Genomic DNA, 12,900 nt, shown 5'->3' with positions numbered 1-12,900 from the left:
CCATTGCAGTCCATCGCCGAACTAAGGATTTTTTGGCATCGAGCTACCAAACCGGGAAGCCAGCTCGCCCCATGGATCAGACTTCGGAACAGTCGTCCGCGGACATGCCGGGGCCGCGGCTCCTTGCCGATGTTCCTACGCGTGCGCCGCTCCTCGCAGCGCCGGATACGCCCCTGCGCGAGGCGGTGCGACTGCTGAACAGGATGCCCGATGGCGCCGCGGTTTGCGCCTTGGTGATCGTCGACGGCGACAAACCGCTGGGTATCCTGACACCGCGCGACCTCTTGCCATGGCTCGTCGAGGGATCCGGGGATCCTGCCACGTCTCTCGCCGCGCTGATGCGTCGTCCCCTCATCGCCTTGCCCAAGGCATCGACCCTGGAATTCGCGGCCGACCAACTGGCTGCTGCGGGGGTCGGCTACCTTGCGGTGACCGAACCCGGGGGCAGCCTCACGGGGCTGGTGTCTCGGTCGGAGCTGCTTGCCGCCCTTGGCTCGCGCGTGGATCGGGACGGGCGCCCCGACCCCGCGGATCTCCCCGATCCCGGGCGCGCCGAGACCGTCGAGACACACCTGCGGCGTCTCAGGGACATCCTCGAGACCACCGTCGACTGGATCTGGGAGGTGGACGCCGAGGGACGCTATACCTTCGTCGCCGGGCGTGTCCGCGAGGTTTTGGGGTACGCGCCCGAATGGATCATCGGGCGCACGGCCTTCGACCTCATGCCGCCCGCGGAGGCGCGCCGAGTCGGTGAAGCCTTCGCGGCGATCGCGGCGGCTGCGCGTCCCTTCCGGGACCTCGAGAACCAGTGTCTGCACCGCGACGGCAGCGTTAGGATCATGTCGACCAGCGGGGTGCCGCTCGTGGCGCCCAACGGTCTCCTGCTCGGATATCGCGGAATCGACCGGGATGTCACCGAGACGCATGCCGCCGCCCGCGCACTTCGCGACAGCGAGGAGCAGCTCCAGGCCATCTTCGACAATGCCAACGTGGGCATTGCGCTGCTCACCGGCTATCGGATCATCGAACGCGTCAATCGACGCCTCGCCGAGATTCTGGGCTACGACGGCCCGGAATCCATGCGCGGACTGAGCGTGCGCGCGCTGCACCTGTCTGAGGAACGCTTCGCCGCATTCGGCAAGCAGTACTACCTCTCGCTGCGGCACGGACAGCATCGACATATCGAGTACGAGCTGCGACGTCGCGACGGCAGCGCCGTCTGGTGTCTGCTCTCCGGTCAGGCCGTAGACGCCGTCTCGCCGGCGGATCTTGCCGGGGGTGTGATCTGGACCATCGACGACATCTCCGCGCGGAAGGCACGGGAGGCCGAGCTTGGCGCGCTCCATGCGCGACTTGCCGAGGAGCATGTCCTCTTCACCGAGGGCCCGGCGATGGTCTTTCGCTGGCTGCCGCAGGCGGGCTGGCCGGTCGTGGAGTGCTCGCCGAATGTCCCGCGACTGCTTGGCGTCAGCGTCGCCGATCTGATCAGCGGCCGAATCCTTTTCGCCGATCTGGTTCATCCGGAGGACCGTAAGCGGATCGGTTCCGAGGTGGCCCGGTATACCAGTGAAGGGGCCGAGCAATTCGAGCAGCAGTATCGCCTGCGCGGGCCCGAAGGCCAGTGGCTGCACTGTTACGACTTCACGCGGATCCTTCGTGCAGACGACGGCTCGATCCGGGCCTATCACGGTTATCTCGTCGACATCACGCATCAGCAACGCCGCGAGATGGAGCTGCGCGCGCTGATGGACGGCATCCCGGATCCCATCTTCTTCAAGGACCACCAAGGGGTCTACCTGGATTGCAATCTGGCCTTCAGCGGATTCGTCGGCCGATCCCGCAAGGCCGTCATCGGGTGCTCCGACCTGGATCTCTTCAGTCCGGAGGTCGCCGAGCCCTTTCGAGCCGGGGATCGAGAGACCCTGGCCGCCGATACCCTTGTTCGAGCCGAGGAGTGGGTCACGCGTTCGGACGGCAGGCGGCTCCTGTTCGACACGCTCAAGATCCCCTACCTGTGCCCGAGCAGCGACACCCTCGGGGTGCTCGGGATCAGTCGCGACATCACCGAGTACTACTGGCAGACCAAGGAGCTGGAGCGGGCGCAGACGCTGGCCCGAGTCGGCAGCCTGAATCTGGGTTTACCCAAGGGTCGCGCCCATTGGTCCGACAACTTCTACCGGATACTGGGTTTGGATGCCGACCGGGACTTGCCCGGCGACGACGCTCTGCTCTCGATGGTGCAACCCGACGACCGGCGGCGCGTCGAGGCGACCCTGGTCGCCTTGCGCAGCGGCGAGGCCGGCAGCGTGGAGCTCGATTACCGAATCCGGCGGCCGGACGGCGAGATCCGCTGGCTGACCAGTCGCCGCGAGCTGACCCGCGACGCTCAGGGCCGCCCGGTGCGCATCGACGGGGTTGTCCAGGACGTGACCGAGCAACACCTTGCTCGCCAGGCCCTGGCGGCTAGCGAGGCCCGCTATCGAACCCTCTTCGAGCATGCGGCCCAGCCTTTGGTCCTGATCGACGGCGACGGCCTGATCGCCGCGGCGAATCAGGCGGTCTACGATCTGCTTGGTTATCCGGGATCCGGAACCCTCGTCGGCGCCTCGCCCGCCGCGCTCTCTCCGCGGCTCCAGCCGGACGGCGAGGTATCCGCCGCCAAAGCGGAGCGGATGATCAGGTGCGCCCGGGAGCGAGGCGTTCAGCGCTTTGAATGGGAGCACCTGAGGCGTGACGGGTCCGGGGTTCCGGTGGAGGTGACCCTCAACCCGATCGAGCTCGAGGGGCGACAAGTGCTGCTGGGCACACTCTACGACTTGCGGGACCGGCTGCGGGCCGAGGACTGGGAGCGACGCGCCTCCACGGTGTTTACCGCGACCAGCGAGGGCATCCTCATCACCGACCCGGAGGGCCGCATCCTCGCCGTCAACCCCGCCTTCACGACCATCACAGGATACGCCGAGGACGAGGTCCGCGGGCGCCGTCCCAACCTCCTGCAGTCCGGTCGTCAGGACCAGGTGTTTTACCGGGCGATGTGGCACGCGCTCATCGAGACCGGCCACTGGCAGGGGCAGCTCGGGAACCGCCGCAAGAACGGCGAGTTGTTCACCGAGTGGCTCAGCATCAGCGCCATTCGCAACTCCGCCGGGCATATCCAGAGCTATATCGGTATCTTCAGCGACATCACCAAGGCACAGCGCTACGCCGAGGAGATCGAGCACCTTACCCACCACGATCTGCTGACCGATCTTCCCAACGCCACGCTGTTTCGCGCGCGGCTGGACCAGACCATGCGTACGGCGCGCGCCGACGGACGACAGGTCGCGGTGATGGCCATCAATCTGGACGGCTTCAAGCATGTGGTGAGCGCCTACGGCCATGCGCTTGCCGACGGGGTGCTGGTGGAGGCCGCGCGTGCGCTGAAGGGCGCGCTCCCGAACGATGCCATGCTGGCACGTCTCGGGGGAGACACCTTCGTCATCGGTATCGCGACGCCGCCGGGTGCGGAATCGGTCAGCGAGCACGTGGCGCGCATCCAGTCGGTTCTGCTCCGGGACATCCGCGTCGAGGGTGTCGGCAACCTCAACATGGGTAGCGGCGTTGGCGTCGCGCTTTGTCCCTCGGATTCCTGCGATGCCGCCGAGATGATCCAATTCGCGGATTCGGCCTTGAACACCGCCAAAGCCGCGGGCCCCGGCACTTGCTCTTTTTTCCGTTCGGAGATGACCGAGGTTGCCGGCCAGCGCCTGCGTTTGGCGCAGGACCTGCGATGCGCCCTGGCGAAGGGTGAGCTCGTCTTGTATCTCCAGCCCAAGCTGGATCTCTCCAACGGGAGGCCTGCGGGGGCCGAGGCACTGATTCGCTGGCAGACTTCGGAGGGCCAGCTGCGACTCCCGCAGGAGTTCATGCCGCTGGTGGAGAGCGGCGATCTGCTCTGGCCGGTCGGGCGTCGGGTCATCCAGGAGGCGGCCCGAATCATCGCCCTCTGGAAGGCGGATGGCGTGACCCCGGTGCCGATCGCCGTCAATATCTCCAGCGCGATGATCGGCAGCGGACAGTTGGCGGACGCCATCGCCGGGGCTGCGCGGGCGTACGGGATCGATCCTCGTCTGCTCGAGATCGAGGTCCTCGAGAACGTGCTCATCAACGACCCCGAGCGTGCCCGCGCCGAGATCGCCGCGGTGCGTGCCCTAGGGGTCGCAGTGGTCCTCGACGACTTCGGAACCGGCTATTCCAGCCTCGCCTATCTGAAGCGCTTTCACTTCGATTCACTCAAGATCGACCGCTCCTTCATCAATGGCCTCGGGCAAGAATCGGACGACACAGCGATCGTGCGCTCGACCATCTCCATGGCGCATCATCTCGGGATCCGGGTCGTGGGCGAGGGTGTCGAGTCTGCGGATCAGCTCGTGCAGCTCTCCAATCTGGGTTGCGACCTGGCCCAAGGTTTCCTGCTCGGGAGGCCGATGCCGCCGGACGACCTTACCGAGATGCTGCGTACGGGTTCCCTGCCGATTGCCGGCGTGCGGGTTCAGGAGTTGCTGGCCCGCCGTGCGCTCGTTGTGGAGGACGACCCCGTGCAGCAGGCGTTGCTCGTGCGCTACTTTCGCCGGATCGGATGGCGAGTGACCTCGGTGGCAGGCGCCGAGGAGGCGGATGCTCAGCTTGAACAGGACGATTTCCACCTGTTGCTTGTCGATTACAGACTGCCGGGCGAGAACGGCATCGACCTGCTCAGCCGTGCCCGCGAGTCTCACCCTGAAGTGGTTAGGGTCTTGATCTCCGCGTGCGACGACCCGCTGGTCATCGCCGAGGGCATCAACGTCGGCGGCATCTTTCGCTATCTTCGCAAACCCTGCTCGGAGAAACAGTTGGTGGAGCTGTGCGAAGCGGGTTTCGCCTTGGCGAAGCTCTTGCGCCAGGCTGGCCCTTTGGTGGCGAGGCGGGTTAGGTCAACTTGATGGAGGCCACGACTGCGTTTGGTCGGAGACGAAGCGGGCCACATCCGCTGCGAGGTCTCGGAGCAGCGCGTCCGGGATCGTCTCCGCGCCTTGCGACAGGGCGAGCGCGCGCATGAGCAGACCGGCTTCTTCTTGGGTCAGAATGCCTTTCGGCAGGGCTTCGCTGTAGAGCCAGATCCCGGCGTGTTGGGGTGTCGGCGGGGTCTCTTGTTCGGAACGGACGGCGGCGCAAGCGAGAAGTGCGCCGAGCAGCAGGTCCATGGCGGGGGCAGGGCACGCCTGTTGGATCAGGACCTCGGCGCCGCGGAGCTTCTCCCGCGCCTTGAACAGGAGCCTGGGCTCTTGCGGGCTGTGCTGCTCTTCCGTTGCCTCGACGAGCGGCCGAGCCCGCGCGATCGGAGAGGCGTCCCCGAGCCGCTGTAGTCCGCTCAGCGTCCGTGGGTCGATGAGTGCAACCGGAACCTGACCGGAGATCGCTGCGGCAAGCCGATCAGCCTCGGCATCCACGCGATCCAGGACCACCAGCAGGCCTCCGCCGGAGCCGAGGATCCGCTCGATGCGTGTGCCGAATGCTTTCTGGACGGCTTCGATGGCATGGCGGATGGATGCTTCCATCTCGGCATCTCGCGTTGCATCGGCGAGCGGAATGGGCTCTGCTCGCTCCACCGGTGTGCCGTCGGTCTGCGCGTCGTCGATCGCCGTCGTCTCGCCGGCGCTCAAGTCGATGTCCGGACTCGCCTTTAGGTTGGCGTCGGCCTGATCGGATGCCGGCTCTTCGGAAGCGGCCTCCTCGACCTGCTCGCCCGTTGCCTCGTTGGCTGTTTTCGGGACGCCCGGCAGCCCGGCGAGATCCTCCGCGAGCACCTCCACTAACTTGCGCGAGATCCCGACGACATCTTCTGTCGCGTCTTGGTCGACCACGTTGTCGAAGAGGTTGCGCTTGCCCTGGACCAGCTCCAGGACGCGGCACTCGTAGGACTCGGCGGCGACCAGCAGGACGATCTGAACCGTGCGGGTCTGCCCCAGACGGTGCACCCTGGCGATGCGCTGATCCAGCACGGCCGGGTTCCATGGGATATCCAGATTGACCAGAACCGAGGCCGTCTGCAGATTGAGCCCGACCCCGCCCGCATCGGTGGAGATGAAGACCTGACAGGCGTCGTCGTCATTGAAGCGATCGATCAGCTCGCCGCGCTTGGACGTCGGTACACCGCCGTGCAAGCGTACGCAGCCGAGTCCCAGCGCGCGCACGCGCTGCTCGACCATCCGGGTCATCTGCTCCCATTGGGAGAAGACCACGGCCTTGAGTCCCGATTGCAGACAGAGCTCGTCGAGCAAATTCGCCAGCTCGTCGAGCTTGGGCGACCCCTCGGTCTCCTTGTCGACCAGACCGGCGGCGTCGCAGGCCATGCGCGCTTGCTGCAAATGTGCCATAAGCCGGTTCGATTCGCCCGGCGTGAGCGGACGACGCTTGGCGATCTGCGCCAGGATGCCGGCGGCCTGGATGCCGGCGTCGTGCAGCTCTTTCTGGCAGGCGTCGAGCGGGATGTCCAGGCGGCTCTCGATGCGATCAGGGAGCTGATCGCGCACCAGTTGGCGGTCGCGTCGCAGCATGACGGGTGCGAGCCGACGTCGCAGCTCGGAGAGATTGCGGTAGCCGAGCACCTTGCCGCGCTCGTCCGTGACGTGGAAGTCCACCAGATAGCGCCAAAGCGGTCCGAGCACCTTCTGGTCGATCACCTGCATCAGGCTGTAGAGATCTTCGAGCCGGTTCTCGAGCGGCGTGCCGGTCAGAACGAAGGCGTAGCGCGAGGGGATGCGTTTGACGGCCGCGGCGATCTTGGTGCGCCAGTTCTTGATGCGCTGCGCTTCGTCGAGGATCATCAGGTCCGGGCGCAGGGTCTCGGCGATGACACTGCCGTCGCGCAGGATCAGCTCGTAGTTGACGACCAGGAAGCCGCCGGCACCTCGATACTGGGCGGCACGCGCGGCTGCGGGCCCCTGGATCACCCGCGCCTCCTGTCCGGTGAACTTGCGGATCTCTCGAGCCCACTGTTGCTTGAGCGAGGCCGGACAGATCACCAGGATCCGCTCGACCTCGGCATGCGCATGCAGCCAGGCCGCCGCCGCGATGGCTTGGAGCGTCTTGCCGAGACCCATGTCGTCGGCCAGCAGCGCGCGCCCGTTGGCGGCCAAAAAGGCCACGCCCTCGACCTGGTAGGGATAGAGTCGCGCGGTCACGCCGGGCAGACGCCCACCCGAGGCGCGGATCGCCTCGCCGATGTCGCGTGCCCGCTGCCGCTGGGCGGCCTGCTCGGCCAAGCGACGAGCGTAGCCGAGTGCATCTTCCCCGAGATCGATGTCCGCGCGCCCGGCCAAGGCATCGGCCAGGCGCAGAAAGTCCTCGGGCAGACGCCGACGGTAGGCGCCCGCGTCGTCGAAATGCGCATCCAGCAGCGCGACCAGCTCGGAATCGAGCGGTCTGTCCGGGCGTTGCATCGCCCGATGGAGCCGAATCTGGGGAGCAGGGTCGCCCTCCCAGTCCAGATAAACAAAGGGCGATGGCGGTCCGAGTGCTTGGGGACCCTTGGCGTCGCGGCGTTTGGCAATGCGGTGCAGCACCGCCTCGATGTGCTTGCAGGTTCCCAACTGGTTGGTCGCGAAATCCGGGCAGGTACAATAGTTGGCGCGCCGGTCCAGCGAGCGGATGTGCACCCGGTAGCTGACCGGGACATGGGTCGATGACATGAGCGAGCGCGCGGTCCAGGCCCCGTAGGCCGGGTCGCCCGTGAGGTGCTCGACCCGCACCTCGGTCCGTCCGCGCTTGATGCGCTCGTCGATCGCCCCTTCCACTGCGCCGAGCAGCTCGCCCTCGGCTGCCCTGCGTGCCGAGCGGGCAAAGAGTGCGGCGAGTGCATGGACGCAGGCTTGGTCCGAAGGCGTCCCGCAGTCGCATAAACAGATCAGATTGCCGTCGCTGTCATAGGACAGCTCGAGCGCGACGATCTCTTCATCCTCCTCGTCCTCGACGTCGGCACGCAGACAGGCACCGTCCAGCTCCAATTCGGCGACGCGGTTGTCCTTGAAATGGCGCAAGCCGGCGCGCACGAGATCGGCGGCCGCCAGGGCGTGAAGCTGATCTTGATCGAGCGTGAAGGGGTCGAGGTCGTGCGTCTGGTCTGGGCCGGCGTGCATGGAGGCGGTGCTTCCCGGTACTTGGTCGGTGGCCCATGTTAAACCGCGCGCGCCGACGGATGCGCGGTTTTCGCGTTGGACCGTCGTTGCCTGGATGCCATCGGGGTGCGGCGGACTGGGTTCGAGTGCTGTCCTCGCCGAATTCCGTGATCCAACCGTCCGGCTCGGTCGACTCCGGTACACGAATACGTTCGCCTTTTACGATGATAGGTGCCACGAGCCTGCGGGGGCGGCAGGTCTTCGCGAACGAGGTGCTGTCGGCGAAGCAAGTTGTTACGGGATCGGTGCCACGGGCTGGCACGGGTTCGCCCCGCTCGTTACTCTTCTCCTCTCTTCCTCTTCTCTGTGGCCTGCGGGCCCACCGCGGCCCGGAGGGCCCATGCAGATTCGCCTCTCGACGCTCCTCACGCTTGGTCTTCTCTCCGGCCTGACGCCCTTTGCCATCGACATGTATCTGCCGAGCCTGCCCGCGATCGCGCGGGACTTGGACTCGACGATCGAGCTGGCGCAGCTGAGCGTGACCGCGTACCTGGGTGTCTTTGCTTTGGCCCAATTGGTTTTGGGTCCGGCCTCGGACGTGCTCGGACGGCGGGCGACCATCGGCGGTGGCCTAGCGCTCTTTTGTTTGGGTGCGCTCATGTGTGTGTTGGCCGAGCGGATGGAGACCCTGCTGTTGGGGCGCGCCGTTCAAGGGCTGGGCGGCGCCGCGGTGGCGGTGACGGTGCCCGCTCTGGTGCGGGACCTCTTCGAGCGCGATCACTATGCGCGGGTGATGAGCCTGGTGATGTTGACGACGGCGCTGGCGCCCTTGCTCGCACCTTCCATCGGCGGGGCCATCGTCTCCTATCTCGAGTGGCATTGGGTCTTCGTCGCGCTCTTGGGCCTGGGCTTGACCGCGAGCGGGCTCTTCTTTCGGCTGATCCCGGAGACGCTTCTGCACGCGGATCGCCACCCGCCCGAGTTGGCTCGGGTCTTACGCAATTACCTGAGCTTGCTCCGGCATCGGGTCGGCATGGGATATTTGCTGACCGGGGCCTTCTCCTTCGGCGGCATGATGACCTACATCGTCACCTCGCCCTTCGTGTATATCGAGCTGCATGGTGTACCGGTGGGTTGGTTCGGGGTCTTCTTCGGGGCGAATGTGGCCCTGGCGATGGTGGTGACGAGCCAGAATGCCCGGTTGGTGGTCCGTTTGGGGGCGGAGCGGCTGCTGCGTTGGGGACTCGGGGTACAGGTGATCTCGGCGCTGATTCTGATGGTGCTGGCCATCTGGGGAACGCCGCCTCTGTGGGCCATCGTCGGCGCGACCTTGCTCTATCTGGGTATGGCGGGGGTCGTGCTCGGCAATTCAATGGCCGGTTTCATGGCGCTCTTCGCGCGCATGGCGGGCACGGCCTCGGCCTTTTCCGGGGCGTCGCGCTTCGGGCTCGGCGCGGTGATGGGCTCGCTGGTCAGCTTGATGCACACCGGGGATGCGACGCCGATGCTGTTCGGCATGGCAGTATGCGGCTTGGCGGCGGGCGGGAGCTATTGGCTCCTCTGTTGCCCGTCCAATGAGGCGACGGGGTCCGGTTGACCCTACGTCGGTGGCGAATCACAGATGCATCGACAGCGTTTTTCGGGCCGGATTCGGCCCGCCGATCTGGACCGATCCGACGACGCGCATGCCGTCGTGGCCTTGCTGAATGCCTATGCCGAGGACGCCATGGGCGCAGGCGAGTCTCTGCCGGAGGACGTCAGACAACGTCTGGTGCCGGCCCTACGGCGGGTGACGGATCGTCTCGTGCTTTTGGCCTTCGACGGCGAGGCCGCCGTCGGGCTGGCGATTTGCTTCCAGGGGTTTTCGACCTTCCGCGCCCGGCCACTGCTCAATATCCATGATCTGGCGGTGCTCTCGAGCTACCGGGGCCGGGGGATCGCCACCGCGCTGATCGGCGAGATCGAGGCGGAGGCCAGGCGTCGCGATTGCTGCAAGCTCACGCTCGAGGTGCGCGAGGACAATCCGCGTGCCGAGGCGCTCTATCGCGCGCTGGGCTTCGGCGCCGGTCGCGCGGGCGAGTGCTCCGTCCAGTACCGCTTCATGGAAAAACGTCTCGGGTCGAGTGCTTGAGTATGGGCGACGCATCATCCCGGAACGGTATTCGAAACGACGTTCAGCCCTCGCCCAACCGCAGGCTGTTCCCGGCCCCGATGAGCGCACCGGCGAAGAGCCGACTCAAGTCGGCGTACCCGTGGGCGAGGCAAGTCCACGTGCCGGCCTTCGCGGCTTCCACAAGCGCGCGATGCCGAAGGTCTCGAGGGGCCCCGGGCGACAAGACACACCCTCCAGCCCTCGGCTCGGGTTTGTCCCGAGCCGCATCTTGCCGCATCATGCGCGACCGCGGATTCAGTGAGCGCAAGACGACGGCATGACCGAAACCATGACCTACAACGCGGAGGGCCTCGAGCGCCTGCCGCTGAAGGACTTCACCGAAAAGGCGTATCTGGACTATTCCATGTACGTCATCCTCGACCGCGCGCTGCCCCATGTGGGCGACGGGCTCAAGCCGGTGCAGCGGCGCATCCTCTATGCCATGTCGGAGCTTGGGCTCTCGGCGGCGGCCAAGTTCAAGAAATCCGCGCGCACCGTCGGCGACGTGCTGGGTAAGTTCCATCCGCACGGGGATTCAGCCTGTTACGAGGCGATGGTGTTGATGGCGCAATCCTTCAGCTATCGCTATCCGCTGGTGGACGGGCAGGGGAACTGGGGCTCGCCCGATGATCCCAAGTCGTTTGCGGCGATGCGCTACACGGAGTCGCGCCTTGCGCCCTACGCGGGTCTGCTGCTCGACGAGGTCGATCAGGGGACGGTCGACTGGCAGCCGAACTTCGACGGGACGCTCGATGAGCCCAAGCTGCTGCCCGCGCGTCTACCGAACCTTTTGCTCAACGGCGCAACCGGGATCGCCGTCGGCATGGCGACCGACATCCCCTCGCACAACCTGCGCGAGGTCGCACGCGCCTGCATCCATCTGCTCGATCATCCGGATGCGACCCTCGAGGATCTGATGCGCTTCGTACCCGGGCCGGATTTTCCGACCGCGGGCGAGATCGTCACACCGCGCGAGGATCTCGAAAAGATCTACCGGACCGGCGGCGGGAGTCTGAAGCAGCGCGCCGTCTACGAGGTCGAGCGCGGCGAGATCGTGATCACCGCCTTGCCGTATCAGGTCTCGGGCAGCCGTGTGCTCGAGCAGATCGCGCAGCAGTTCAACGCCAAAAAGCTGCCGATGATCGAGGACTTCCGCGACGAGTCCGATCATGAGTTTCCGACCCGATTGGTGATCGTGCCGCGCTCCAACCGCGTGGATGTCGACCGGATGATGTCGCACCTCTTCGCCACGACCGATCTGGAGCGCAGCTACCGGGTCAACATGAACCTGATCGCGCTGAACGGTCGGCCGCGGGTCATGACACTGCGCGACATCCTCGTCGAGTGGCTGGCCTACCGCACCGAGACGGTGCGGCGGCGCTCGCAGCATCGCCTGGACAAGGTCCTGGAGCGTCTGCACCTCTTGGACGGCTTGCTGATCGCCTTTCTCAATATCGACGAGGTGATCCGTATCGTCCGCAGGGAGGACGAGCCCAAGCCGGTGCTCATGGCGCAGTTCGCGCTCTCGGAGGCCCAGGCGGACTATGTGCTCAACACCCGGTTGCGCCAGCTCGCGCGTCTGGAAGAGATGAAGATCCGCGCCGAGCAGGCGGAGCTGGCCGTGGAGCGCGACGGGCTGCAAGCCATCCTGGGCGATCCGTCGGCACTCAAGCGGCTGATCTCGGAGGAGATCACCTCGGATGCCGAGAAGTACGGCGATGCGCGGCGCTCGCCGCTGGTCGCTCGGGCCAGTGCGGCGGCTATCGACGAGATCGATCTGGCGCCCAGCGAGCCGGTGACCGTGGTGCTGTCCGAGAAGGGTTGGGTGCGTGCGGCGAAGGGGCACGAGGTCGATCCGGCCGGGCTGAGCTACCGCTCCGGGGATCGCTTCCTCATGGCGGTGCGGGTGCGCAGCAGTCAAGGCGTGGTCTTTCTCGATTCGACCGGGCGCAGCTATTCCTTGCCGGCCCACAGCTTGCCGTCGGCGCGGGGACAGGGCGAGCCTTTGACCGGGCGACTGGATCCACCCGCCGGTGCGCGTTTTGTGGCGGTGTTGGGCGAGGCGCCCGAGTGCCGGGTCCTGATGGCGTCGGATGCCGGATACGGATTTATCGCCCGAATGGAGGATCTCTTCGCCAAGGCCAAGGCCGGCAAGGCCGTGCTGAGCCTGCCGAAAGGCGCCGAGGTCTTGGTGCCGCTTGCGCTGAGCGCAGAGGAAGGCGGCTTGGAGGGCGCCCGGCTCGCGGCCGTCACCACGGCGGGGCATCTGCTCCTGTTCCCGGTGTCGGAGCTGCCCGAGATGCCGCGGGGCAAGGGCAACAAGATCATCGGCATCCCCTCGGCCCGCGTCGCGGCACGCGAGGAGCTGGTGACCGCGCTCGCCGTCGTCCCGCAGGGCGGGAGCCTGGTGCTGCTCTCGGGCAAACGGACGCTGACATTGAAGCCGGCCGATCTGGATGTCTATCAAGGGGAGCGCGGACGCCGCGGGCGTCTGCTGCCGCGCGGCTTCCAGCGGGTGGAAGGCCTGTCGGTGGCGTAGGTCGGCCCGGCGAAACCTAAACGCTAAACCGCGTTCGCTGCGGCGTTCATGCTTGCTGCCGTCGTCGATCCAGT

5 protein-coding genes are annotated in these 12,900 nt (G+C 66.4%); 4 read left to right on the top strand and 1 reads right to left on the bottom strand.

The window, feature by feature from the left end; all coding sequences use genetic code 11:
• Nucleotides 1-71 precede the first annotated feature (71 nt).
• Nucleotides 72-4,961: a PAS domain S-box protein gene (locus tag THIMADRAFT_RS10070; RefSeq protein ID WP_007192922.1), complete on the top strand. Its 4,890-nt coding sequence runs from the start codon at nt 72-74 to the stop codon at nt 4,959-4,961.
• Here THIMADRAFT_RS10070 and THIMADRAFT_RS10065 read toward each other — a convergent pair.
• Entirely contained in the window at nt 4,953-8,156 is a 3,204-nt protein-coding gene (locus THIMADRAFT_RS10065) for a DEAD/DEAH box helicase (protein WP_007192921.1), read from the bottom strand. The two genes, THIMADRAFT_RS10070 and THIMADRAFT_RS10065, sit on opposite strands and share 9 nt — an antisense overlap.
• Before the next feature lie 379 nt (nt 8,157-8,535).
• Here THIMADRAFT_RS10065 and THIMADRAFT_RS10060 point away from each other — a divergent pair, with 379 nt between their 5' ends.
• The 3 genes from THIMADRAFT_RS10060 (at nt 8,536) to parC (ending at nt 12,826) form a co-directional block, all read left to right on the top strand.
• The gene (locus tag THIMADRAFT_RS10060; RefSeq protein ID WP_007192920.1) at nt 8,536-9,732 is read left to right on the top strand and encodes a Bcr/CflA family multidrug efflux MFS transporter; all 1,197 of its coding nucleotides are present in this window, start codon (nt 8,536-8,538) and stop codon (nt 9,730-9,732) included.
• Nucleotides 9,733-9,756: 24 nt separating this feature from the next.
• Nucleotides 9,757-10,266 carry a GNAT family N-acetyltransferase gene (locus THIMADRAFT_RS10055; protein WP_007192919.1) on the top strand — a complete coding sequence of 170 codons (510 nt, stop codon included), beginning with the start codon at nt 9,757-9,759 and terminating at the stop codon, nt 10,264-10,266.
• Between the two features lie 298 nt (nt 10,267-10,564).
• The gene (gene parC / locus THIMADRAFT_RS10045; protein ID WP_007192918.1) at nt 10,565-12,826 is read left to right on the top strand and encodes a DNA topoisomerase IV subunit A; all 2,262 of its coding nucleotides are present in this window, start codon (nt 10,565-10,567) and stop codon (nt 12,824-12,826) included.
• The last annotated feature ends 74 nt before the right edge of the window (nt 12,827-12,900 follow it).

Source organism: Thiocapsa marina 5811, from assembly GCF_000223985.1.
Taxonomy (GTDB): Bacteria; Pseudomonadota; Gammaproteobacteria; order Chromatiales; family Chromatiaceae; genus Thiocapsa; species Thiocapsa marina.
This window is presented reverse-complemented; position numbering and strand designations above follow the sequence as displayed.